Consider the following 23444-nt stretch of genomic DNA (forward strand, 5'->3'; position numbering starts at 1 on the left):
TCACATGACATCGAACGCGCCATGGCCGCAGCACGGTCCCCCAGGCGGCAACGGCCAGCGGCCCCTTCTGCCCCAGCAGACCAATCCCACCTGGATGGGCCAGGTCCGGCCGGGTCATTACCTGGCAGCACCGGCCAACGAGGCACCCGCCGTCAACACCGTGATTCCCCCAGGTGCGGCGGGCGGCCGCACCGCTGGCGGCGTAATCGGGCTGCTGGTCGGTGGCGTTTTTCTGGCGTTCGCCGGCCTCTTCCTGGTGCTCCCCTACCTTGTGGGCAACACGGGAGTCACCGGGTTCGTCGTCGGTTTCATCGCGTCGCTTGTGCCGCTGGGCGCCGTGCTCCTGGCTGTCTATGTCATCGACCGCTGGGAGCCCGAGCCCAAACGCCTGCTGCTGTTTGCCTTCCTGTGGGGCGCCGTCGTCTCCATTTCGGTCACGCTGATCCTCCAGCCGTTCTTTGCGCTGGCCGCAGCGCCTCCGGTGGGCATGGACTACCGGACGTTCGCCGTCACCGTCCAGGCGCCCGTGGTGGAGGAATTCGCCAAGTCCCTTGGCCTGCTGCTGCTCCTGGTGCTGGCCCGGAAGCACTTCGACGGCCCCGTGGACGGTGTGGTGTTCGCCTTCACCATTGCCGGCGGCTTCGCCTTCACGGAGAACATCCTGTACTTCGGGCGGGCCATCGCCGAGTCCGGCACACCGGGCGCCGACCTGGCGGTGGTGTTCTTCCTGAGGGGCGTCATGTCCCCGTTCGCCCACGCCATCTTCACCGGGACCACGGGGCTCATCCTAGGGTTTGCAGCCCGACGCTGGCACACCGGAATGTCCGTGGCGGCATTCTTCGTGGGCCTTGTTCCGGCGATGTTCCTGCACAGCATGTGGAACAGCATGGGCCAGGACTTCCTGGTGCAGTACATCCTGGTCCAGCTCCCCATCTTCGTGCTCGCGGTCGTCGCCATTGTGCTGCTGCGCGTCGCAGAAAACCGGCTGACCCGGCAACGGCTGAAGGAGTATGCCGCAGCGGGCTGGTTCACGCCGCCTGAAGTGAAGATGCTGGCGACCGTCAGCGGCCGCCGTGCGGCCGTCCGCTGGGCAAGGCAGTTTGGCCGGGGTCCGCAAATGAAGTCGTTCCTGAGTGCGGCCACAGAACTCGCCTTCATCCGGCAACGGATCCTGAGCGGCCGCGACGTCCCTGCCCACCAGCTGGACGAACACCGCCAGCTGGCGGAAATCGTGGCCCGGCGGGATGCGGTCCTGCGCTAAGCCGGCCGCCGGCGTCGTCACTGCTTTGGCGCTTTTTCACTGCGCTGGCGCTTTAAAGCACCAAAGGGCCGGTGCCCGCCGCGAGGCGGGCACCGGCCCTTTCCGTGATTTACACCGGCTGCGGCTAAGCCAGCAGCGAGGGCTTGAGCTGCTGGAGCCGGCCCAGCAGGCCGTTGATGAACGACGGCGACTCGTCCGTGGACAGCGTCTTGGCCAGGGCGACGGCCTCGCTTACTGCCACGCCGTCGGGGACGTCATCGTTGTAGAGCAGCTCCCAGGTGCCGATGCGCAGGATGGTGCGGTCCACCGAAGGCATGCGTTCGAGCGTCCAGCCCTGCGAATAGGTTTCCAGGAATTCGTCGATGGCGGCCTGGTGGGACACCACGCCTTCGACGATCTCGAGCGTGTAGGGATTGACGATCTGGTCGGTTTTTTCACGACGGGACCGCAGCACATCAAAGGCCGAGAGGGAGCGTTGCTCCGCCTCGAAGAGAACATCCAGGGCCCGGTTACGGGCCTTACCGCGGGCGCTCACTAGTCGTTGACCCGGCCGAGGTAGCTGCCGTCACGGGTGTCGACCTTGACCTTGGTGTTGTTCTCGACAAACAGCGGCACCTGGATCTCGTAGCCGGTTTCAAGCGTTGCAGGCTTGGTGCCTGCCGAGGAGCGGTCGCCCTGCAGGCCCGGCTCGGTGTAGGTGATTTCCAGCACGACGCTCGGCGGCAGTTCGATGTACAGCGGGGTGCCTTCGTGGATGGCAATGTTGACCTGCTGGTTTTCCAGCATGAAGTTGGTGGCGTCGCCAACGGTGGCGCCGGAGACGGTGATCTGGTCGTAGTCCTGGGTGTCCATGAACACGTAGTCCGCACCGTCCTGGTACAGGTACTGGTAGTCGCGGCGGTCAACCGTGGCGGTCTCGATCTTGAGGCCGGCGTTGAAGGTCTTGTCGACTACCTTGCCGGACATGACGTTGCGCATCTTGGTGCGGACGAAGGCGCCGCCCTTCCCCGGCTTGACGTGCTGGAACTCGATGATGTTCCAGAGCTGGCCCTCAAGCTTCAGCACGGTTCCGTTCTTGATGTCGTTTGTGGTTGCCACTGATATCCTCTGGTTTCTATCTGACTGCTTCTAGCTGCCAGCCGGTTATGTCAGGCGGGCACGCCCAAAGGCCGCCAGCGAGTATTTGTCAAAAATCCAAGATCCATTCTACCGGTAATGCCGGCAGGCTGCCGCGACGGCCCCTAGGACGCCATTTCCAGGACGTTCCGCGCCCGCTGCAGGGCGACAGTGGAGGAATAGATCAGAGCGGCATCGGCAGCCCCTGCCACGCGCAGGTCCAGGGCTTTGGCAAACTCCTCGACGGCCGCCGAAGTGTTTCCACTGGCATAGTAGGCCCGGCCCAGGTGCTGGTGCGCCAGCGCCTCCAGCTCGGTTCCCTGGACTTCGCCCAGGAGTTGGCGGAAGAGGTCCACCGCCCGGTCAAAGCGCTTGGCAACGCGCAGGACCTCGGCTTCGAAGGCACGCAGCCGGAAGGATTCGGGGTCGTTGTAGCGTGCCTCGGCGAGCAGCTCCGCAGCATCTGCCGCGTGGCCTTCCACCAGGAGGACCATGATGCGGTCAGCAGGATCGGTCGACGACTGGAGCGCGGTGCTGCACGCTTCCTCGTTCACGATCCCCGGCATCAGGGTGTCGGGGTTGATCTTGATGCCCGGGAAACCCGCGTCCGGCCACTCGCTCGTGCCGCCCATGGCATCCCTCATGATTTCGCTTATCAAGAGGCGATCTCCTGGTAGGCCGCGAACAGCAGCGAAGTGTCCGGGACGTCCAGGATTCCCGGACGGGCCACGCCGTCGAGGACCACAAAACGGAGCAGGTCCCCGCGGGACTTCTTGTCCCGGCGCATACCGTCCAGAAGGCCCTGCCAGCGGTCCTTCCGGTACGTGACCGGCAGTCCAAGGGTTTCCAGGATGCTGCGGTGGCGGTCCGCGTCGGCATCGCTGAGACGCCCTACGCTGCGGGCCAGTTCGGCCGCGAACATCATCCCCACCGACACGGCGGCGCCGTGCCGCCAGGAGTAGCGTTCCACGAGCTCGATAGCGTGGCCCAGCGTGTGCCCGTAGTTGAGGATCTCGCGCCGGCCGGTTTCCTTGAGGTCCTCGGACACCACCTCGGCCTTGACCGCGATGGCACGTTCAATCAGCTCGCGCAGGGCCGCGGACTGCGGGTCGGTGACGGCGGCGGGATCCTTTTCCACGAGGTCGAGGATGGCGGGATCGGCAATGAACCCGCACTTGATCACCTCGGCCATTCCGGAGATCAGTTCGTTTCTGGGGAGGGTGCTGAGCGTATCCAGGTCCGCCAGGACGGCGGCCGGCGGGTGGAAGGCACCCACCAGGTTCTTGCCTTCAGCGGTGTTGATGCCGGTTTTGCCGCCCACGGAGGCGTCCACCATGCCGAGCAGGCTCGTGGGCATGTGGATGACCTTGACGCCGCGGAGCCACGTGGCGGCAACGAAGCCGGCGAGGTCGGTGACGGCGCCGCCGCCGACGGCCACCACGGCGTCGGACCGCGTGAAGTCGTTCTGTCCCAGGACCTGCCAGCAAAACGCGGCCACCTGGATGTGCTTGCCTTCTTCGGCGTCCGGGATTTCAGCAGTCAGGGCGGTGAATCCGGCCGAAGCCAACTCGTCGCGGACGGTGTCACCGGTGAGCCGCAGGGCCCGGGGGTGGATCACCAGGACGCGCTTGACGCGCTCCCCCAGCAGCGCAGGAAGGCGTTCCAGCAGGCCGCGGCCCACAACGACGTCGTAATTGTCCGCGGGCGACTTGCCGGTGACCTTGATGACGGTTGATTCGCTACTCACTTTTCAACTTCCTTTGTTGCGGCCACTGGCTCCGCCGCTAGGGTGTGTACCGCCGCGTATTCACGCAGCGCATCTTCCAGCCGATGCCCGAGGTCCGTGACGGTTCCGTTGCGCACATCGAAAACGAGGTCGGCGAGCCGTTCATAGACCGGCTGCCGGGTTGCAAACAGTGCCCGCCAGCGGGCCATGGCGTCGCCAGCCAGGAGCGGGCGCCCCGAATTTCTGGCGATGCGTTCGGACACAGTCTCTGCGTCGCACTCCAGGTAGACCACGGTGCAGCGTCCCAACAGCTGCTGGGTGCCGGAGTCCAGGACAGCACCGCCGCCCAGGGAAATGACCGTGGTGGCGTGCTGGGCCTCTTCGATCACCCGGGCCACGGTCCGGGCCTCAATCTCCCGAAACGCGCTCTCGCCGCGGGCGGCAAAGATGTCGGCGATGGTGCCGTGGTTTTCCACAATCACGACGTCGGTATCGACGAACGCGGCGCCCAGCTGCTGCGCGAGCTGGTAACCTATCGCCGATTTGCCCACAGCCATGGGTCCGATGAGCGCAATGGGCCGCAAGGGCGTTGCGCCGTTCCTGCTGGCTGGCACTACTGGCCGATCGAGTCCAGGGACGCCGGAATGTTGTCCAGATAGCCCTTGATGTTGCGTGCCGTCTCCGCCACGGAGTCGCCGCCGAACTTCTCTGCGACCGCTTCTGCGAGAACCAGCGCCACCATGGCCTCCGCCACGACGCCCGCGGCCGGAACGGCGCAGACATCCGAGCGCTGGTGGTGGGCCTTGGCCGGCTCGCCGGTGCTGACGTCGATGGTCTTCAGGGCCCGGGGCACGGTGGCAATGGGCTTCATGGCCGCACGGACGCGCAGGACGTCGCCGATGCTCATGCCGCCCTCGATGCCGCCGGCACGGTTGCTGGTGCGGATGATCCGTCCGTCCGAGTCCTTGACGATTTCGTCGTGGGCAGCGGAGCCGCGGCGGGCAGCCGTCAGGAAGCCGTCACCGACCTCGACACCCTTGATGGCCTGGATGCCCATCAGGGCAGCGGCAAGGCGGGAGTCGAGGCGGCGGTCCCAGTGGACGTAGCTTCCGAGTCCGGGCGGCAGCCCGTATGCCAGGACCTCCACAACACCGCCGAGGGTTTCGCCTTCCTTGTGGGCGGCGTCCACCTCGGCCACCATGGCGTCCGAGGTTTCGCGGTCAAAGCAGCGGAGCGGATCGGCGTCGAGGGCAATCACGTTGGCCGGGACCGGCAGCGGCCGTCCCTCCGGGACCGCCACGCTGGCGATCGACACGGTGTGGCTCACCAGCTCAATGCCAAGCTGCTTGAGGAACTGCGACGCCACGGTCCCCAGGGCAACGCGGGTGGCGGTTTCGCGGGCGCTGGCCCGTTCCAGCACCGGACGGGCCTCGTCAAAGCCGTATTTCTGCATGCCGGTGAAGTCGGCATGGCCGGGGCGCGGTCGAGTCAGGGGTGCGTTGCGGGCCTGGTCAGCGAGGATGTCCGGGTCCACCGGATCCGTGGCCATGATCTGCTCCCACTTGGGCCATTCGGTGTTGCCCACCTGGATGGCCACCGGGCCGCCCTGGGTGATGCCGTGGCGGACGCCGCCGAGGACAGTCACAACGTCCTGTTCGAACTTCATCCGGGCACCGCGGCCGTAACCGAGGCGCCGACGGGCAAGGGCATCGGCGATCTGGCTGCTGGTGAGTTCAACACCGGCAGGCACGCCTTCAATTATTCCGACCAGTGCCGGACCATGGGATTCACCGGCAGTCAACCAACGCAACATACAATCCATCCTGCCACGTAGGGCGGTTAGAACACTCGTCGAGGAGCCCCGACTGCGTCACACATCACATCTATGACATCGGCCGTGACGTCGCCGCCAAGGCCGCTGAAAAACCGGACTTGCTCCACTGCCTGGTACAGCAGCATTTCCAGGCCGGGCACCACGGCGCCTCCTCCGCCCTGCCAGACGGAGGCAACCCGGCTGGGCCAGGGCTCGTAGGCTACGTCCAGCAAAACCCCGGGAGTCGCGGCATGAAGGCCGGCAAGCTCGTCCGCGAGGCCATCGGCCCCGCGGGGCGGGAGGGTGGAAATTACGACGTCGGCGGCCGCCATTGCGGTGGCTGCGCCTGACAGCGGGAGGACTCTGATCGGGAGGCCAACGCCCTCGGCAGCCGCCCGCGCTTCGGCGGCCCGTCCGGTATCGCGGACGTAGACGTCCGCCGACGGTGCGCCCAGGTCCTTGAGGGCCGCGATCGCGGCAGCGGCGGTTCCGCCACCGCCGAGGATCACCGCGGACGGCGCGGATACGACGCCGGCATGCTGCACTGCGTTAACGATGCCCGCGACGTCGGTGTTGTAGCCGATCCGGCGCGTCGACGTCCCGTTGGATTCGAACACCACCGTATTGACCACTCCCAGAATCCCGGCCACACCGCGGACCTCGTCCACTTCGGCAACCATCGCGGTCTTGAGCGGCATGGTGACGGAGAGCCCACGCCAGCCGGGCTCGGCACGGACGGCCTCCATGAACGCCGGCAGCTCGGGAACAGTCACATCGATGGCGGAATAACCGATCTCCACGCCCAACCGGGCGTAAGCAGCCCGGTGGAGCGCCGGAGACTTTGAATGGCTGATCGGATGCCCAAGAACAGCAGCCTTGAACGTCACGTGCATCGTCCCGCGTTGGCGGCGCACCAGGCGCTGTACTGCTCCACGTAGACGTTGTGCTCTGCCAGGGTCTTGGAGAACTTGGTCTCCTTGGTGTCCAGGTTAATGGTCACCCAGTACATGTAGTCGTTGGCCTTGGGCTTCGCGGCGGCGTCGATCGCATTCTTACCGGGCGATCCGATGGGTCCCACCGGGAGCCCGGGGTTGGCATAGGTGTTGTACGGGTTGGACTTGTCCGCCTTTTGATCCTCATCAATGTGGAAGCTCTTGATTCCCAGCCCGTAGGTCACCGTGGCATCGGACTGGATCAGTCCGGCGGTCTCGGTGTTGTTCGGCTTCAGCCGGTTGTAGATGGCACCGGCAACATCGCCGTACTCGGCCTGGCCGCCTTCGGCCTGGACAATGCTGGCAACCGTGACAACGTCGTACTGCTTGGCCGGATCCGTGACGCCCTGTGCCTTCAGTTCGTCCACAGTGGCGTTGACCAGGTTCTGGAGGATCTCCTTCGCCGGAGTCCCGACGGGGAACCTGTGCTCGCCCGGAGCCAGATAGCCTTCAAGGTTCTTGGCCTTCGCAGGGAGCCCGAACTGCGCCGGGGAGTCGCTGAGCGTCTTGAGTTCAGCGATCGGGACGCCGGATCCCTGGGATATGGACTGCAGCGAGTCGCCGATCCGCAGCCCCGCACTCAGGGCAAAATACATGACCTTGCCCTGTTCCTTCCCGAGCAGGATGTTCACGGCGTCGGAGTTCTTCATTTCCTGGCGGAACTGGAAGTCTCCCGGCGCAATGGTGCCGCCGGAAGCGGTGAGCTCGTGCAGGAAGGTGTCCGGGTTGGCAATGACTTTCTGGTCCGCGAGCTTGGTGGCCACAGACCGGGTGCCTTCACCGGGCACCACCGAGATGTTCACTTGTCCGGTGCCTGGTCCGGGATAGTCGGCAACGGTATCCCCGCCCAGCAGCGGCTTCAGGAACTGCGCACCCACCACCAGCGCGGTGACGAACACAGCCAGCGTCAGCAGGAGCGCCAGCCAACGCCGGCGGCGGCGCACCTTCTTTGACTTGGCCGGGACCACCGCCACGGATGAGCTGTTAGCCATCAGCGGATGCCCGGGATCGTCAAAGTGCTGCTCGGGATGCTCACCAGGTGCGTAGACGTCGGCGTCATCGTAGACATGGTGGGCCTCGTCCTCATGGTGTTCCGCGAAATCGTGGTGCCCCGCGAATTCGTGGTGCACGGCTTCCCCGTGCAGCTCAGCATGCGGATCGTAGGCGTGGGAATCGACGAGCGCCGGCTCGTCGTGGTGCACGGGTTCTTCGTGGTGTACGGGTTCTTCATGCTGTACGGGTTCTTCGGGCTGTACGGGTTCTTCGCGCTGTACGGGTTCCTCGTGGTGCAGCGGCACTTCCTGCTGCTGGACGGTGGGTGGTTCGGCAGGCATGCTGGGGGCGGCCTCGTACGCCGCTGGCGGAACGCGCGGCGTAGCGGGCGCAACTTCGGGCTCAGCCGCGGGCATGCTGGGGGAACCTGCGGCGAGTGGCCGGTTTCGAATGCCTGCGGTGGGACGACGTCATGTCCTTCGGTGGCCAGGAACTTTTCCCTGGCACGAATTTCCTTGCGCGTCAGCTGTCGTCCGGAGTCACTGAATGCGTCACCTGAGGACTCGCCGCTGTTGACCGGGCTCACTGTAGCCTTCCATCGTCTGAAGATTGCACGTTGGTTCCGGAGACTGCCTGCCCAGCGTCTGGCGCGGCGGCGTCCACGGAAAGCCGCGGCTGGGAAACCGCGAACACGCGGCGTCCTACATCCGTTCCCCTGGCTTTTTGCATGTCGATTGCGTGCTGCAGTATTCCTGCGGCGGCAACCTGATCCACTACCTTACGGTGATTCCGGCTGCTCATGCCAGCTTCGTGAAGGTTGCGGTGGGCTGTCACGGTGCTCAGCCGCTCGTCGATCAGTTGCACCGGAATGGCCGAGCCGCGGCCCGCAAGGGCATCCGCAAGCAGTTGTGCGTAGTCCGTGGCCATGCGCGCTGAGGCGTGCTCTTCGCCCTTAAGGGTCCTCGGCAGGCCGACAAAGATCTGGACAGCGTCCAGTTCGTCGGCGAGGGCGGCCAGCACACGGACATCCGTGTTCTTCTTGGCGTTGCGCTCAAGGGTTTTCAACGGCGTGGCCAGGATGCCGTCGCGGTCACAGACCGCGACGCCGACGCGCACGGTGCCCACGTCCACCCCCAGTTTGACTCCCTGGGGGTAGACGTCGGATGCAGCAGTTTGATTCACGGTTCGGTTATCGCCTTGCGATGGCGTCCACGACGGCGGTCAGCGCTGCCGGCACCTTCGTTGCGTCGGTGCCGCCGCCTTGGGCTACGTCGTCCTTGCCGCCTCCACCGCCGCCGAGGATCCCGGCCGCCAGGCGGACAAGGGCACCGGCTTTGACGCCCGCTTGGCGGGCCGCCTCGTTGGTGGCCACCAGGATTACCGGCCGGTCATTGCTGACACCGGCAACCGCAACGGCGGATGCCTCGGAGCCGAGCCGGTTCCGCAGGTCAAGGGCGAGTCCGCGGAGGTCGTCAGCGCCGCTGACCTGCCCGGCGTCGTGCGCAATAACCTTGACGCCGGCGGCATCCTTCGCGGTGCCGACCAGCTGCGCCGCAGCAGCAGTCAGCTGCTCCTTGCGGAGCCTCTCGAGTTCCTTCTCGACCGTCTTGAGCTTGGTGAGCGTCGTTGCGATCCGGTCTGCGAGCAGGCCGGACGGCACCTTCAGCATTTCGGTGAGCTCCGTTACCAGTGCACGCTCGGCAGCCAGGTGCCGGAACGCCTCCATGCCCACGAAGGCTTCCACACGGCGGTTTCCCGAACCAACGGACTGGTCGCCAAGCAGGGACAGGCTGCCGATCAGCGAGGTGTTGGCCACGTGCGTGCCGCCACAAAGCTCCCGGGACCACGCGCCGTCGATCTCCACGACGCGGACCTCGTTGCCGTAGTTCTCCCCGAACAGTGCCATGGCGCCAAGCGCCTTGGCTTCGGCGAGGGCCATGACCTTGGTGTCCACCTGGAAGTTGTTCCGGATGGCGAGGTTCGAAACTTCCTCGATCTCCGAGCGCGTTGCGGCGCTGAGGCCTTCACCCCAGGCGAAGTCGAAGCGCAGGTAGCCCGCCTTGTTGTACGAGCCGCGCTGCAGGGCCTCCGGCCCCAGGATCTGGTGCAGGGCGGCATGGACAATGTGCGTGCCCGTGTGGGCCTGCTCTGCGGAGTGGCGCCGCTCGCGGTCCACGGCTGCCTGTACGAGCGAGTCAGCACCGATTTCACCTTCGCGGACAATCGCCTTGTGCACGCTGAGGCCCTTGACGGGCCGCTGGACGTCCAGGACCTCGACGACGAAGCCGTCGCCCGTGATAAGGCCCGTGTCGGCCGCCTGGCCGCCGGCTTCGGCGTAGAACGGGGTTTCGGCGAGGACCAGCTCAATTTCCTCGCCGGTGGAGGCCTGGGAGACCCTGCGGCCGCCGGACAGGATGCCCCGGACCTTGGACTCGCCGGCCAGCTCCGTGTAGCCGGTGAAGACGGTCTCGCCGTCGGCCAGCAGTTCCTGGAAGGCGCTCAGGTCCGCGTGCGAACCCTTCTTGCCCTTGGCATCGGCCTGCGCGCGCTGGCGCTGTTCCAGCATGAGTTTCCGGAATTCGGGCTCGTCAACCTTGAGGCCGGCTTCCTCCGCCATTTCCAGCGTCAAGTCGATCGGGAAGCCATAGGTGTCGTGCAGCGCGAAGGCGTCGGCGCCGGACAGCGGCTGGCCGGCGGCTTTGGAATCCTTGACGGCGTCCTCAAGCCGGGCGGTGCCGGAGGCGATGGTCCGCAGGAACGCCTTCTCTTCGGCGTAGGCGATGCGGCTGATGCGGTCAAAGTCGGTCTCCACCACCGGGTAGACACCCTTCATCGCGTCACGGGATGCCGGCAGCAGGTCCGGCAGGCAGGCCTTTTCGACGCCGAGCAGGCGCATGGAGCGCACCGCGCGGCGGATCAGGCGGCGCAGCACGTAGCCGCGGCCTTCGTTGGAGGGGGTCACGCCGTCGGCGATCAGCATCAGCGCCGATCGGATGTGGTCGGCCACGACGCGCATCCGGACGTCGTCGGTGTGGTGCGGATCGTCGGCGGACTCCGCCGAGGTGTACTCGCGGCCGGACAGAGCCGCGGCCTTGTCGATCACGGGGCGGACCTGGTCGGTCTCGTACATGTTCTCGACGTCCTGCAGGATCATCGCGAGGCGCTCCATGCCGAGGCCGGTATCGATGTTCTTCTTCGGCAGTTCGCCGGTGATGTCGAAGTCCACCTTGGAGCGGACGTTGTCGATCTGGTACTGCATGAACACCAGGTTCCAGATTTCGACGTAGCGGTTCTCGTCGGCGATGGGGCCACCCTCGACGCCGTATGACGGGCCGCGGTCGTAGTAGATCTCGGAACAGGGGCCGGCCGGGCCGGGCTGGCCGGTGGACCAGTAGTTGTCCGCCTTGCCCATGCGCTGGATCCGATCGGCGGGCATGCCGGTGTTCTTGAGCCAGAGCTGCTCGGCCTCGTCGTCCTCTTCATAGACGGTGACCCAGAGCTTTTCGGGCGGCAGCCCGTAGCCGCCGTCGTCAACCCCGCTGGTGAGCAGTTCCCAGGCGAACTTGATGGCGTCTTCCTTGAAGTAGTCGCCGAAGGAGAAGTTGCCGCACATCTGGAAGAAGGTGCCGTGGCGGGCTGTCTTGCCCACTTCCTCGATGTCACCGGTGCGGATGCACTTCTGCACGCTGGTGGCCCGGTTGTAGGGGGCCTCTTCGCGGGCCGTCAGGTACGGAATGAACGGGACCATGCCGGCCACCGTGAACAGCAGGGAGGGGTCGCTGGAGACCAGGGATGCGGACGGCACCGCCGTGTGCCCCTTGCTGACAAAAAAGTCGATCCAGCGCTTGGTGATCTCCTGCGACTTCATAACCTGGTTACTTACCCTTCTTGGTTTACTGCGTGTAGTACGGGTGCGTGTAATTCACGCACTTCAACGCGTGGCCGCCCCGGCGTCTACGGGAAGTGCCTCTTTAATTCTCCCCCACGCCGGATGGTGCAAATTCCATCCGGGCACCGGGGTGTGGGTCGCGCCGGTCAGCGACGTGCGACATCCTGGCTGTCAATGCCCAGGGCTGCCCGCAGCTCGGTTTCGCGTTCCTGCATGCCGTCCCGCACGGCGTCCGCGAAGTCGTAGATCCCGTCCGCGAGGCGCCCCACGGCACGGTTCAGGCCTTCGGGACCCAGGGTCGACTGGGCCTCGGTGATTTTGCGGAAGGCGATAACGCCGATGGCAACGCCGATTCCCATCCAGAGAATTCTTTTCATGGTGTCTTCTCCGTGTGGCTTAGCGGCTGCGACGGCCGGTGACGGGTTTCTTGCGTGCTGACAGGGCCGTGCGCACACCGTAGCTGAAAGCCGCCACCTTGATGAGCGGCGATCCCACGGTTGCGGCCACGAGGGATGACAGCGCCGAGATGTTGGCTGAGGCGTCGGAAACGTTTGACGAGATGCCGTCAACCTTCTTCAGCTGCTGGTTGGTGGTGGAGACCGTGGCCGTGACTTCGTCCATCAGGGGCGTGGCGCCGTCGCTTATGGAGCGGATGGACGTCCGGACTTCGTCGAAAACCCGTCCAAGTTTCAGGATCGGCACGGCCAGAAGCAGCACAAGGAGTGCAAACACCCCTGCCGCGATCAGGCCGGCAATATCGCCACCAGACATAGACGTTCATCTCCTTGTGATTCCGTGGACTGCTGCGGTTCCGCAGCAGCATCATGGCCGCTACTGCGGAACTCCCCCAAGTACCTTACATACAAAGAAGCCCGCGGCGCTTGCCACGGGCTTCCTTGTAGACGCTGCTTTTATTTAGCGTGCGTAGAATTCGACGACGAGCTGCTCTTCGCAGGTCACGGGGACCTCGGAGCGCTTCGGGCGACGAACCAGGCGTGCCTGCAGGGCGTCGAGCTTGACGTCCAGGTAGGCCGGAACGATCGGCAGGACGTCGCGGTGTGCGCCGGCTGCTGCAACCTGGAACGGAGGCATGGTCTCGCTGCGGCTGTGAACGTGGACCAGCTGGCCCTCGCCGACGCGGAAGGACGGGCGGTCAACGCGGATGCCGTCAACCAGGATGTGGCGGTGCACAACCAGCTGGCGGGCCTGGGCGATGGTGCGGGCGAAGCCTGCACGCAGCACGAGGGCGTCGAGACGCATTTCGAGCAGTTCGATCAGGTTTTCACCGGTCAGGCCCTTGGTGCGGCGTGCTTCTTCGAAGGCACGGGTCATCTGGGCTTCGCGGATGCCGTACTGGGCGCGCAGACGCTGCTTTTCGCGCAGACGTACGGCGTAGTCGGAGTCCTGCTTCTTGCGGGCACGGCCATGCTCACCGGGGCCGTACGGGCGGCGCTCCATGTACTTGGCGGCCTTGGGGGTCAGAGCAATGCCGAGTGCACGCGAAAGGCGTGCGGTACGGCGAGCACGAGTGTTGTTAGCCACTTGTGTCCTTCCAATATCTGCGGTGTGTCAGTGTTACTGGCCTCCACGATGGAGAGCATCGGCCAACCGCTGCCTTTTGCTACTGGGCACAGGGCAAACCCATCACAACAGCATGCAATGCTGAAATTTGGTGGATTGTGCGTCCGTGCCTTGCCAGACAACGAACTATCCTACCACGACGCGGCCTGCGTCTCCGAGCGGCCGCAGCCAGAACCCTGCGTATTCGGATCCGTGCGCAGTCAGATCTTTCTTCAGTCAGGTCCTCGCGTGCATGCCCCGGCCGGACCGCCGCCCGAAGGACGCGGCCCCCAGGAACTCCACTGCCACGAACGGCTCGGTTCCCACTACCCACTCATCGTGGCCCGGGGGAAGCGTGTAGGTGTCGTTGGCACGGATAGTGGACCGCACGCCGTCGGCGGTTTCCACTTCCAAGACGCCGGAAACACAGAATCCGAGATGGTTGTGCAGGCAGAAGTCCGTCTTCTCGAAGGGCTTGCTGCTCTCGGACCACCGCCAGCCCGGGTTGAGGATAAGACGTGCCACCGAGTAGTCGTTGACAGTGACAAGATCGAACTCGGCCTTGTCCGGGCAATGCTTCTTGTCGGGGACGTCAAAGGACTTGACAGCCACTGCTGTGACGAAATTTACGGACATGAGACACGACCTGGGAACTGGGAAAGGGCGCATGAGGGTGATGCCAGGCTTATGAAGTGACGGCCGCCGACCTGAGGCCTAAGTATACGAACGACCGACATTTGTGCTGATGTCCCCTCATGGCACGCGCACGTTCAACAGATCTGTGCTGACGTAATTCCACGTTAGCCCTCCCCGGCCGGAAGTCAACGGGCAATGGTCCCCAGTCCGTTCCGGCGGCCCCGGTCAGCCGCCCCGGATGATCTTCCGGAGCCGCTCCAGCCGGGTGGAAATCTCGCGTTCTGCGCCGTTGGCGGTGGGCTCGTAGTAGTCCCGGTCCACGAGGTCATCCGGAGGGTATTGCTGGGTTGCAACGGCATGCGGGGCGTCGTGCGCGTACTTGTAGCCCTGTCCGTGGCCCAGTTGTTTGGAACCCGGGTAGTGCGCGTCCCGCAGGTGGGCCGGGATTCCGTTGCCCAGGCCGGCACGGACGTCGGCAGTGGCTTTGTTGATGCCCATGTACGCGGCGTTGGACTTGGGGGCCGTTGCCAGATGGACCACTGCCTCAGCCAGTACGATCCGCCCTTCGGGCATGCCGATCAGCTGCACGGCCTGGGCTGCGGCGACGGCAGTCTGCAGCGCCGTGGGGTCGGCCATGCCAACATCCTCCGCGGCCGAGATCACGATGCGCCGGGCGATGAACCGGGGGTCTTCCCCGGCTTCCAGCATGCGGGCCAGGTAATGCAGCGCGGCATCGACGTCGGAGCCGCGGATGGATTTGATGAAAGCGCTGGCAACGTCATAGTGCTGGTCCCCGGCGCGGTCGTACCTGACCGCTGCAACATCCAGGGCCCGTTCGGTGTGCCGCAGTTCCACCGAGACAGGGCCCTCGTCGGCGTCGTCGGCATCGCCGAAAGCCACACCCGCCGCTGCCTCCAGCGCCGTCAGCGCGCGGCGTGCATCGCCGCCGGAAAGCCTGACCAGATGGGCCAGGGCTTCCTCACTGAGTTCCACCTGCCCGTTCAGTCCGCGGGCATCCGACACGGCCCGCAGGATCAGGCCCTCCACGTCCGCGTCCGTCAGGGGGCGAAGCGTCAGCAGGAGCGACCGCGACAGCAGCGGGGAGACTACAGAGAAGGACGGATTCTCCGTGGTTGCGGCCACGAGGACCACCCAGCGGTTTTCGACGCCGGGCAGAAGGGCATCCTGCTGGGCCTTGTTGAACCGGTGGATCTCGTCGAGGAAAAGGACCGTGGCGGTCTTGTAGAGGTCCCGTGCCGTGAGGGCTTCGTCCATGACTCGCCGCACGTCCTTGACGCCGGCGGTGATCGCGGAGAGTTCCACGAATTTCCGGCCCGGACCCTTTGCAATGACGTGGGCCAAGGTGGTCTTGCCGGTTCCCGGAGGTCCCCACAGGATCAGTGACGTCGGCCCGGCCGGTCCGGCGGAGTCAGCGCCCGCACCGGCGGCCAGCTGCCGCAGCGGGGATCCCTGCCCCAGCAGGTGCTGCTGGCCGACGACGTCGTCCAGGGTCCGGGGCCTCATCCGGACAGCCAGGGGGCTGCGGGGCTGCGTCCGGCCGGCAGCCGGCCCGGAAACCGCCGATCCGGACGGCGCCGCTGTCCCGCCGCCGTCGTCGTCGTTATCCGGCCCTTGGCCAAAGAGATCATCCACATAGATAGGCTACTTCTAGTTCATGACGGCACTGACAACGGAGACCCCAGCGATGCCCACCCCAGAGTCCCGAGTCGCGTTCGTCCCCGGGGGGCGGCTGCCAGGCTGGGTGGAGCGCTTCGCCGCAAGCCACGGCACCCTCGCAGAGGAAGAGCTCGACGGCGGCCTGCAGCTGTCCGCGGATGACGGCGCCGTGGCGCTGCTGCAGCCGCCGTGGCCGGCGGACGGCCGGCCCGGGACAGGGACCAATGCGGTAGCACGGCTGGCGTCGCTGGCTGCGCAGTCCCGGACGCTGGGGCTGGTCCTTGTCCGTCGCGGCGGCTACTCCGTGGCGGTGGTCCGTGACGGTGCCGCGTTGGCATCGAAGACAGGCACCCGCCACGTCCAGTCCAGGACCGCGGCCGGCGGCTGGTCCCAGCAGCGCTTCGCCCGGAGGCGCGCCAACCAGGCGGATGCCCTGGTGGAGGCGGTGGCCGGGCACGCTGGCCGGATCTTCGCCGGGCACCGGATCGAGTACCTGGCACCGGGAGGTGACCGCACCCTGGCCGAGCAGGTCCTCGCCGAACCTGTCCTGAAACGCTACGCGGGACTGACCCGGCTGCCGTTCCTGGACGTTCCCGATCCGCGCGCCACGGTGCTGAAGCGGGCGGCCGCGGACCTGTGTTCCGTGCGCATCCTGGTGACCGACCCGCCGGTTTAGCCCTGACTGTGGCGCTACTCCTCCGGCACGAGGGCGACGGCGGCGGCGCGGTCCACACCCCGGCCAGCCGCGAGCCTGGCGATGTCGCGGCCCGCACGGTAGCCGAACACGAGGGCCGGCCCGATGTGCGAGCCGTAGCCCGGGTAGCCGCCTCCGAATACGCTCACGGCAGCCGCGCCAACGGCTAGCAGGCCAGGGATGGCCGTCCCCCGGCGGTCACGACTTCGGAGCGTTCGTTGACGCCGACTCCGGCGAAGGTGCCCAGGTCGCCCATCTGGATCTTCGCGGCGTAATACGGGCCCTTGCCGACCGGGGCGAGGTTCGGATTCGGCTTGTGCTCGAGGTCGCCCCGGAAGTGGTTGTACAGGGTGGAGCCGCGGCCAAACGCCGGATCCTCACCACGCTCCGCTGCCGGGTTGAACTCAGCCACGGTCGCCGTGAGGCCCGCGGGGTCGATGCCGAGCTTTCCGGCCAGTTCCGCCAGGGTGTCCGCTTTGACCAGGTACCCGGTCCTGTAGAAATAGCCGCGGGGCATCGGCCAGGGCTTGGCGTAGCCGATGCCGTATTTGTGCATCGTCTTCGCGTCGCCGATCACATACCCGAACGTCTTGTCCTCATCCCTGTTGTGGCCGATCATCGCGCCGCCGAAGTCGTGGTAGCTCAACGCCTCGTTTCCGAAGCGCTTGCCGTGACGGTCGACGGCGACCAGGCCGGGCAGGCCGATCGCCCGCAAATGCGGAAAGAGCCGCTGCTGGCCGTTGAGGTACTTGAACACGGTCACCGGCGCCCAGGAACCCACGCTGAACACGGAATCGTCGATGTGCCCGCCGGCACTCATCGCCAAGGTGGCGGCGTCCCCGCCGTGGCCCACGGTCGGCGTGAAGTGGTCGTCGCCGTCGGCGTCGTGCGGGAAATACTGCCGCCGCAGTTCCTTATTGCCGGAAAAGCCGCCGGCGGCGAGGATGACGCCAAGGCGTGCCGTCACTGTGGCGGCGTGCTCGCCGCCTATCACGGCGCCGGTGATGGTTCCGTCGTCGTCGCGGGTTAGCGAAAGGGCCGGCGAAGAATTCCACAGGCGCACGCCCAAGTCATCGGCGCTCTTGACCATGCGCGTCATCAGGGCGTTGCCGTTGGAGCGCAGGACGGGCCGCTTGTAACGGGCGGCGTCCGCCCACGTTCGCAGGAGTTTCCTCGCCACATAGACGAACGAGCTGATCGACTGGTTCACGTGGAAGAACTCGTTGATGTCGGGTCCCACCTGGGGCATGTAGCCGAAGACCGTGTAGGAGCTCATGTACGGCTGCATCAGGAGCCGCTTGTCCCCGAGGACCCGTGCGTCAACATCCTGCGGCAGGATGGCACGGCCGGACAGCTTCGCTCCCGGCAGGTCCATCTGGTAGTCCGGGGATTTTTCCGGGTACGTGAACCTGACGTCGGTTTCGTTCTCGAAAAAGGAGATTGCCTCAGGCACGGTGTCCAGGAAGTCCCTGACACCTGCTTCGTTGAACGTCTCCGGCGCCAGGTGTTTCAGGTACGTCTCGGCTTCCTCCCGGGTATCGCCCTGCGCCACGCCCTGCTTGTTGCCGGGGACCCACGCCCAGCCGGCGGAAATGGCGGTGGTCCCGCCGAAGTACTGTTCCTTCTCCGCAACAATCACGGTCAGTCCCTCCGAAGCGGCTTTCAGCGCTGCGGCCATCCCGGCCACGCCCGAGCCGATGACGAGGACATCACAGACAGTCGTGTTCATAATTCTTGCTCCGTTCAGTCGGCTGTCCGCATCCTCGCGGCAGCCGGGTGGAAGGCTAAACCCCCAGTAGACCCGGCGTCACCGATGCCCGGGAGGAGGATTACCATTGAGCGGGAATCCTGAGGAGGAAGCGTGGCCAATTCCGCATCCGGCGAGTCGATCATCGGCCGCTTCGTGAAGATCGTGAGCGCGTTTGACGACCGCCACACGTCTATGACCGTCGCAGAACTTGGGCGCCGGAGCGGGCTGCCGGTGACCACGACCTACCGGCTGGTCAACGATCTGCTGCTCGAACGGCTCCTCGAACGCGAACCCGGCGGTGAAATCCACATCGGCACGCGGATGTGGGAATTGGTTTCCCGCGGATCCAAGATGCTGGGGCTGCGGGAGGCTGCCCTTCCGTTCATGGAGGACGTCCAGGCCGTGGTGCAGCACTCCACCACCCTGGGCATCCTGGATTCGGACGAGGTCCTCTACATCGAGCGGCTGGGCTCCGACAAGACCATCGTGGACATCACCAAGATCGCCGGCAGGCTGCCCGTTCACGCAACGTCCTCGGGCCTGGTCCTGCTGGCCCACTCCCCCGCCGCCTACCAGGACAGCTTCCTGGCCCGGCCCCTGACGAAGTTCACCGAAACCACCCTGACCGATCCCGCCGTACTTCGGCGCCACCTGGCGGAGATCAGGCAGCGGGGCTTCGCTGCCATGCCGGGCGTGATCGTGCCGGAATCGAGCGGCATCGCCGTCCCCGTCTTCGGGCCCGACAACACCGTCCGCGCCGCGCTGAGCGTGGTGGTGCCAAGGAACGAGGAGAACGCGCCGGCCCGGGTGCCCGTGCTGATGGCAGCTGCACGGGGCATTTCGAGGGCCCTGGGCTGGCGGAGCGAACTGAAGGGCACTCTTAGGCAGAGTCACTGAACAGAGCCACTGAATTTCGGTTTTGCCGTTCATCGGCAATCGTGTGGTTCCTGTCGCAACTCCCCTGCCACTCTGGCTAGGACGCAGCGAAGAGGCTGCAGGAGCACGAGGAGCACCACATGAATCCCACCCTGAACCGAGTGGCCGGAAAGACCGCCGTCGTCACCGGCGGCCGCGGCGACTTGGGCAGCGCCACCGCTGCCCTACTGGCTGAACACGGCGCAGTTGTTGCCAGCCTGGACGTTGCCGCCGCCCCGGCCGCCGCGGCCCACGCCAACATTCGCGAGTACGACGTCGACGTCACCAGCGAGGCCAGCGTCGCCGACACCATCCGCCGGGTCCGCGACGAACTGGGCACGCCGGACATCCTGGTCAACGCCGCCGGAATCATCGGCCCCGCCGGTGCTTCCCACAACGCCTCCGTCACGGACTTCGACACGATCTTCAACGTCAACGTCAAGGGCGTCTGGCTGATGACCAAGCACGTGGTTCCCGGCATGATCGAAAAGGGCGCCGGGAGCATCGTCAACTTCTCCTCCATCCACGGCATCACAGGCGGCAGGAATGTGCCGCTCTACCACGCCACCAAGGGCGCCGTCCGGTTGCTGAGCAAGTCGGACGCGGCAGCCTACGGAAGCTACGGCATCCGGGTGAACTCCATCCACCCCGGGTCCATGAATACCCGGATGAGCCGACGCTCCGCCGAGCAGTCCGACATCGGCGCCGAGGCGTACTACAAGCAGCTCGTCGGTTCCAACCCCCTTTCGCGGCAGGGCGAGCCGGATGAAATCGCTTACGGCGTGCTGTACCTGGCCTCCGACGAATCGCGCTTCACCACGGGCTCCGAACTCGTGATCGACGGCGGCTACACCGCCGTCTGACCCGGCCCGCCGTCTCCGGCGGCCGCAGCCGCTGCGGACGCCGCGCCAGAGATACTCCGCAAAAATTCGGCGCAAACACTCTTCCCCCCGAAAGGCACCACCATGAAATTCGTTTACGGAAGCGCTTCGGAAAGCTACGACGTCGTCGTCGTCGGTTCCGGCGCGGGCGCCCTCACCGCGGCGGCCACCGCCGCCCGGGCCGGCAAGTCCGTCGTCGTCCTCGAAAAGAGCGAACTGCTGGGCGGCACGTCCGCCGTCTCCGGCGGCATGCTCTGGGTGGCGGACAACCACCACGCCCGTAAGGCCGGCATTACCGATTCCAAGGAAGCGGCAGCAGAGTACGTGCGTGCCGTGGCCCGGGGACGCGGCCGCGAGGAACTGCTTGACGCCGCATTGAATTACGGCGACCGGATGCTCCGCTTCGTGGAAGAGGAATGCGGCGTCCGCTTCATCTTCCTCGACAACTTCCCCGACTACCGTCAGGACCTCCCCGGCGCCCTGGAGGGCGGCCGCACGGTGGAGCCCGAGCTGTTCAACAGCAAGGAAGCACTGGGCGGGCTCAGGAAACACGTGCGCAGCGACGGCCGGGCACCCTTCACCATGCAGGAATACGAAAACTGGGGCGCCTTCACCAAGTTCCCGTGGGAGGAACTGGCCGGCCGCCAGGACGACGGGCTCGTGGCCAAGGGGCAGGCCCTTGTGTCCATGCTGCTGGCCAGCCTGGTCCGTGACGGTGCCGCGCTGGTCACCGGAGCACGGGGGCACCGGCTGCTCACCGACAGCGGCCGGGTGACCGGCGTCGAACTGGAGTCCGGCGAAACCTTCCGGGCAAATGCCGGCGTGGTGCTGGCCACCGGCGGCTTCGAATGGGACAAGGCACTGGCCGACTCCATGCTCGCTTCACGGCTGTACACCATGTGCTCGCCGCCCTCGAACACAGGCGACGGGCTCCGGATGTCGCAGCGCATCGGCGGCCAGACCCGCGGCACCCGCGAGGCCTGGTGGGCGCCGATGTCCGTCACCGGAGACACCCGCGACGGGCAGCCGGTGGGCACGCTGCTCCGCTTCGAACGCCAGGGCCCTGGATCGATCATGGTGAACCGCCACGGCCGACGGTTCGCCAACGAGTCGCAGAACTACAACGACCTCGCGCGGAGCCTGCAGTCCTGGGACTCCGCCGGGAACCGCACCCTTAACACGCCGGCCCACGTGATTGTGGACCACGGCTATCTGGAGCGCTATGGCATCCTGGCGCACCGCGCCGGCCAGCCCACTCCGGCTTACCTGGCCGAGGGAGCCACCCTCGGGGTACTGGCCGCAAAGATCGGCGTTCCGGCCGAAAACCTGGAAGAAACTGTTGCGCGCTTCAATGAGTACGCGGTCAAGGGCGAGGATCCCGACTTCGGCCGTGGCGAGAGCGCCTACGACAAGTACTGGGGCGACGACAGCAGCCCGTGGCCGAACCCTTCGCTCGGCCCGCTCCGGTCCGGACCGTTCTACGCCCTGGAGGTAGTCAACGGCGCCTTCGGCACCAACGGCGGCGTGGCAACCGACGGGCTGGCCCGGGTGCTCGACGTCGACAACCGGCCCATTCCTGGCCTGTTCGCCGCCGGCAACACCACGGAAAACGCCTATGCCGCGGGATACCCCGGCGCCGGGGCCACCCTTGGGCCGATCATGACTATGGGCTACCTCGCCGGACGCACCCTCGCCGGCCTGTCACCGGAGTACAGCTCTGCGGAACAGGCTGCCGAACAGGCTGGGCAAACCGTGGATCTGGTGGGTGCCTGAGATGATCCGCCACACAGTGCTCTTCAAGTTCAAGCCGGGCTTCCCGCCCGCCGACAAGCAGGCCTGGATCAACGGCCTCAACAACATGAGCGGCAAGATCCCCGGCATGCTCAGCCTCAGCCACGGCGCGGACGTCCTCAACTCGGACCGCTCCTTCGACTACGCCATTGTGGCCGACTTCGAAACGGTCGAGGACATCGCGGTTTACAACACGCACCCGCTCCACGAGCCGCTGAAGGCGTACTCGTTCCCCAACAGCCAGCAGATCCTGTCGGTGGACTTCCACCTCGGGGACACCTCTGCGGCCACCACTAAGACAACGAAGTCTTAAGGAGATTTCCATGCAGTCTGCATCCCCAACCCAGCCCGCAACCCAGCCGGCCCCCGGAAAACGCCGGCCAAGGCCGCCCTGGCATCCTTTCTCGGCAGCACGCTGGAGTACTACGACTTCTTCATCTACGGAACCGCAGCAGCGCTCGTGTTCCCGCACCTGTTCTTCCCCTCCGCGGACCCCGCCATCGGGCTGATCGGAGCGTTCGCCACGTTCGGCGTCGCCTACGTGGCACGGCCGATCGGCGGCATGGTCATGGGCCATTTTGGCGACAAACTGGGACGGAAGAAGATCCTGCTGCTGACCCTTGGCATCATGGGCCTGGCATCACTGGGCATCGGGTTCCTGCCCACCTATGAGCAGCTCGGCGTCTGGGCGCCCGTTCTCCTCGTGGCCGGCCGGCTGGCACAGGGCTTCTCCGCCGGTGCGGAATCTGCCGGCGCCTCCACCCTTACGCTGGAGCATTCGCCCGAAGGCAAACGTGGCTTCTTCACCAGCTTCGTGATGACGGGCTATGCCTCCGGAATGGTGCTGGCCACCCTCGCGTTCATTCCGGTCACGGCGCTGCCACCGGAAGCGATGATGAGCTGGGGCTGGCGGATCCCGTTCTGGCTGTCCATCGTGGTCCTGGCCATCGCCTACTGGGTCCGGACGCACCTGGACGAGACGCCGGTCTTCGAGGAGGCCCAGGAGAGCCGCCAGGTCGCTCCGATGCCCATCAAGGAAGTGCTCCGTTTCCAGGCCCCTGACGTGCTGCGCGTCGTGGGCATGTCGATCATGTCCGTGATGCAGACCATTTTCACGGTCTTCGGACTGGCGTATGCCACCTCCACCGCAGGTTTCGACCGGGCTTCCATCCTGACCGTCAACGCCGTCGCCATCGGCCTGTCCATGTTCGCCATGCCGCTGGCGGCAAAACTTTCGGACCGGATCGGCCGCCGGCCGCTGCTGCTCACGGCCGCCCTCGGATGCTCAGCCACCATCTTCCTTTACTTCCTTGCGCTGTCCACCGGCAACATCGTCCTGGTGTTCCTGGCCGCATTCCTGAACATGACCGTGCTCTACTCGGGCTTCAACGGCATCTGGCCCGCATTCTTCGCCGAGCAGTTCGCCGCTCCGGTCCGGTACACGGGCATGGCCCTGGGCAACCAGCTTGGACTGGTCCTCGCCGGTTTCGCGCCGATGATCGCCGGCATGCTGCTGACCCCCGGCACCAGCGGCTGGGTTCCCGTGGCCGTCTTCGGCACGGTGTGCATGCTCATCGCAGCCGTCTCGGTCTTCTCCGCCCGTGAGACGTTCAGGACGCCGATCGGGGAACTGGGGGCTCCTTACCTGACCGGTACCGCACGCCGCCGGGACCTGGCCACAGAACAAAAGCTGCAACCGCAGGCCGCGCAGAAGCCAGGCGTGCAGATCCCATGAGTCCGACCCATTGCT

Annotated in this window: 24 protein-coding genes; 7 read left to right on the forward strand and 17 right to left on the reverse strand. The window is 66.0% G+C overall.

Going from position 1 to position 23444, the window contains the following annotated elements; genetic code table 11:
• Positions 1-4 precede the first annotated feature (4 nt).
• Entirely contained in the window at positions 5-1261 is a 1257-nt protein-coding gene (locus FCN77_RS14990) for a PrsW family intramembrane metalloprotease (protein ID WP_137322908.1), read from the forward strand.
• 124 nt (positions 1262-1385) lie between these two features.
• On the opposite strand, the gene nusB is transcribed toward FCN77_RS14990, so the two are convergent.
• From nusB to FCN77_RS15065, 15 genes are all read right to left on the reverse strand, one after another.
• Positions 1386-1796: a transcription antitermination factor NusB gene (gene nusB, locus FCN77_RS14995; RefSeq protein ID WP_137322909.1), complete on the reverse strand. Its 411-nt coding sequence runs from the start codon at positions 1794-1796 to the stop codon at positions 1386-1388.
• Positions 1796-2359 (reverse strand): elongation factor P, encoded by a 564-nt coding sequence (efp, locus tag FCN77_RS15000; protein WP_137322910.1) that lies wholly within the window; start codon positions 2357-2359, stop codon positions 1796-1798. Before efp ends, nusB begins: the two co-directional genes overlap by 1 nt.
• 143 nt (positions 2360-2502) lie before the next feature.
• Entirely contained in the window at positions 2503-3021 is a 519-nt protein-coding gene (locus FCN77_RS15005) for a tetratricopeptide repeat protein (protein WP_137324785.1), read from the reverse strand.
• A gap of 11 nt (positions 3022-3032) precedes the next feature.
• Positions 3033-4124, reverse strand: a complete 1092-nt coding sequence (aroB, locus tag FCN77_RS15010) for a 3-dehydroquinate synthase (RefSeq protein WP_137322911.1) — start codon at positions 4122-4124, stop codon at positions 3033-3035.
• Positions 4121-4660, reverse strand: coding sequence for a shikimate kinase (locus FCN77_RS15015; RefSeq protein WP_137324786.1), 540 nt, complete (start codon positions 4658-4660; stop codon positions 4121-4123). Before FCN77_RS15015 ends, aroB begins: the two co-directional genes overlap by 4 nt.
• A gap of 56 nt (positions 4661-4716) precedes the next feature.
• The gene (gene aroC, locus FCN77_RS15020) at positions 4717-5916 is read right to left on the reverse strand and encodes a chorismate synthase (RefSeq protein WP_137322912.1); all 1200 of its coding nucleotides are present in this window, start codon (positions 5914-5916) and stop codon (positions 4717-4719) included.
• A 26-nt stretch (positions 5917-5942) separates the two neighbouring features.
• On the reverse strand, positions 5943-6803 hold the full coding sequence (locus FCN77_RS15025) for a shikimate dehydrogenase (protein WP_137322913.1): 861 nt from the start codon (positions 6801-6803) through the stop codon (positions 5943-5945).
• On the reverse strand, positions 6800-8317 hold the full coding sequence (gene mltG / locus FCN77_RS15030) for an endolytic transglycosylase MltG (RefSeq protein ID WP_254678573.1): 1518 nt from the start codon (positions 8315-8317) through the stop codon (positions 6800-6802). Before mltG ends, FCN77_RS15025 begins: the two co-directional genes overlap by 4 nt.
• Before the next feature lie 166 nt (positions 8318-8483).
• The gene (gene ruvX / locus FCN77_RS15035) at positions 8484-9083 is read right to left on the reverse strand and encodes a Holliday junction resolvase RuvX (RefSeq protein WP_137322914.1); all 600 of its coding nucleotides are present in this window, start codon (positions 9081-9083) and stop codon (positions 8484-8486) included.
• A gap of 7 nt (positions 9084-9090) precedes the next feature.
• Positions 9091-11769: an alanine--tRNA ligase gene (gene alaS / locus FCN77_RS15040; protein WP_137322915.1), complete on the reverse strand. Its 2679-nt coding sequence runs from the start codon at positions 11767-11769 to the stop codon at positions 9091-9093.
• Between the two features lie 167 nt (positions 11770-11936).
• Positions 11937-12167 (reverse strand): DUF6167 family protein, encoded by a 231-nt coding sequence (locus FCN77_RS15045; RefSeq protein ID WP_254678574.1) that lies wholly within the window; start codon positions 12165-12167, stop codon positions 11937-11939.
• Between the two features lie 19 nt (positions 12168-12186).
• Positions 12187-12561 carry a DUF948 domain-containing protein gene (locus FCN77_RS15050; protein ID WP_137322916.1) on the reverse strand — a complete coding sequence of 125 codons (375 nt, stop codon included), beginning with the start codon at positions 12559-12561 and terminating at the stop codon, positions 12187-12189.
• 144 nt (positions 12562-12705) lie between these two features.
• The gene (gene rpsD, locus FCN77_RS15055; protein ID WP_137322917.1) at positions 12706-13332 is read right to left on the reverse strand and encodes a 30S ribosomal protein S4; all 627 of its coding nucleotides are present in this window, start codon (positions 13330-13332) and stop codon (positions 12706-12708) included.
• A gap of 255 nt (positions 13333-13587) precedes the next feature.
• Positions 13588-13986: a cupin domain-containing protein gene (locus FCN77_RS15060; protein ID WP_137322918.1), complete on the reverse strand. Its 399-nt coding sequence runs from the start codon at positions 13984-13986 to the stop codon at positions 13588-13590.
• 225 nt (positions 13987-14211) lie between these two features.
• Positions 14212-15639, reverse strand: a complete 1428-nt coding sequence (locus tag FCN77_RS15065; RefSeq protein WP_137322919.1) for a replication-associated recombination protein A — start codon at positions 15637-15639, stop codon at positions 14212-14214.
• Positions 15640-15691: 52 nt separating this feature from the next.
• Here FCN77_RS15065 and FCN77_RS15070 point away from each other — a divergent pair, with 52 nt between their 5' ends.
• On the forward strand, positions 15692-16339 hold the full coding sequence (locus FCN77_RS15070; RefSeq protein WP_137322920.1) for an acVLRF1 family peptidyl-tRNA hydrolase: 648 nt from the start codon (positions 15692-15694) through the stop codon (positions 16337-16339).
• A 14-nt stretch (positions 16340-16353) separates the two neighbouring features.
• Here FCN77_RS15070 and FCN77_RS26390 read toward each other — a convergent pair whose 3' ends face one another.
• The gene (locus FCN77_RS26390; protein ID WP_217496154.1) at positions 16354-16506 is read right to left on the reverse strand and encodes a hypothetical protein; all 153 of its coding nucleotides are present in this window, start codon (positions 16504-16506) and stop codon (positions 16354-16356) included.
• Between the two features lie 17 nt (positions 16507-16523).
• A complete protein-coding gene (locus FCN77_RS15075) occupies positions 16524-18086 on the reverse strand; it encodes an FAD-dependent oxidoreductase (protein WP_217496155.1) in 1563 nt (520 codons plus the stop codon).
• 132 nt (positions 18087-18218) lie between these two features.
• Between FCN77_RS15075 and FCN77_RS15080 the strand changes: the two genes are divergently transcribed.
• The 5 genes from FCN77_RS15080 to FCN77_RS15100 all read left to right on the forward strand — a co-directional run bounded on the left by FCN77_RS15080 (position 18219) and on the right by FCN77_RS15100 (position 23429).
• A complete protein-coding gene (locus tag FCN77_RS15080; protein WP_137322921.1) occupies positions 18219-19004 on the forward strand; it encodes an IclR family transcriptional regulator in 786 nt (261 codons plus the stop codon).
• 119 nt (positions 19005-19123) lie between these two features.
• On the forward strand, positions 19124-19885 hold the full coding sequence (locus FCN77_RS15085) for an SDR family NAD(P)-dependent oxidoreductase (protein WP_137322922.1): 762 nt from the start codon (positions 19124-19126) through the stop codon (positions 19883-19885).
• A 102-nt stretch (positions 19886-19987) separates the two neighbouring features.
• Entirely contained in the window at positions 19988-21676 is a 1689-nt protein-coding gene (locus FCN77_RS15090; RefSeq protein WP_137322923.1) for an FAD-dependent oxidoreductase, read from the forward strand.
• A 1-nt stretch (position 21677) separates the two neighbouring features.
• Positions 21678-22007 carry a Dabb family protein gene (locus FCN77_RS15095; RefSeq protein WP_137324789.1) on the forward strand — a complete coding sequence of 110 codons (330 nt, stop codon included), beginning with the start codon at positions 21678-21680 and terminating at the stop codon, positions 22005-22007.
• Between the two features lie 78 nt (positions 22008-22085).
• On the forward strand, positions 22086-23429 hold the full coding sequence (locus tag FCN77_RS15100; protein WP_254679028.1) for an MFS transporter: 1344 nt from the start codon (positions 22086-22088) through the stop codon (positions 23427-23429).
• Positions 23430-23444: the final 15 nt, after the last annotated feature.

The organism is Arthrobacter sp. 24S4-2 (genome assembly GCF_005280255.1).
Lineage (GTDB): Bacteria > Actinomycetota > Actinomycetes > Actinomycetales > Micrococcaceae > Arthrobacter.

Excerpts from the sequence above, each read along its gene's own strand:
- FCN77_RS15075 (WP_217496155.1), bottom strand. The coding sequence starts at position 18,086 with ATGAACACGACTGTCTGTGATGTCCTCGTCATCGGCTCGGGCGTGGCC.
- FCN77_RS15090 (WP_137322923.1), top strand. The coding sequence starts at position 19,988 with ATGAAATTCGTTTACGGAAGCGCTTCGGAAAGCTACGACGTCGTCGTC.
- FCN77_RS15015 (WP_137324786.1), bottom strand. The coding sequence starts at position 4,660 with ATGGCTGTGGGCAAATCGGCGATAGGTTACCAGCTCGCGCAGCAGCTG.
- alaS (WP_137322915.1), bottom strand. The coding sequence starts at position 11,769 with ATGAAGTCGCAGGAGATCACCAAGCGCTGGATCGACTTTTTTGTCAGC.
- aroC (WP_137322912.1), bottom strand. The coding sequence starts at position 5,916 with ATGTTGCGTTGGTTGACTGCCGGTGAATCCCATGGTCCGGCACTGGTC.
- FCN77_RS15085 (WP_137322922.1), top strand. The coding sequence starts at position 19,124 with ATGAATCCCACCCTGAACCGAGTGGCCGGAAAGACCGCCGTCGTCACC.
- FCN77_RS15050 (WP_137322916.1), bottom strand. The coding sequence starts at position 12,561 with ATGTCTGGTGGCGATATTGCCGGCCTGATCGCGGCAGGGGTGTTTGCA.
- mltG (WP_254678573.1), bottom strand. The coding sequence starts at position 8,317 with ATGCCCGCGGCTGAGCCCGAAGTTGCGCCCGCTACGCCGCGCGTTCCG.
- FCN77_RS14990 (WP_137322908.1), top strand. The coding sequence starts at position 5 with ATGACATCGAACGCGCCATGGCCGCAGCACGGTCCCCCAGGCGGCAAC.
- FCN77_RS15095 (WP_137324789.1), top strand. The coding sequence starts at position 21,678 with ATGATCCGCCACACAGTGCTCTTCAAGTTCAAGCCGGGCTTCCCGCCC.
- FCN77_RS15045 (WP_254678574.1), bottom strand. The coding sequence starts at position 12,167 with ATGAAAAGAATTCTCTGGATGGGAATCGGCGTTGCCATCGGCGTTATC.
- FCN77_RS15060 (WP_137322918.1), bottom strand. The coding sequence starts at position 13,986 with ATGTCCGTAAATTTCGTCACAGCAGTGGCTGTCAAGTCCTTTGACGTC.
- FCN77_RS15070 (WP_137322920.1), top strand. The coding sequence starts at position 15,692 with ATGCCCACCCCAGAGTCCCGAGTCGCGTTCGTCCCCGGGGGGCGGCTG.
- FCN77_RS15005 (WP_137324785.1), bottom strand. The coding sequence starts at position 3,021 with ATGAGGGATGCCATGGGCGGCACGAGCGAGTGGCCGGACGCGGGTTTC.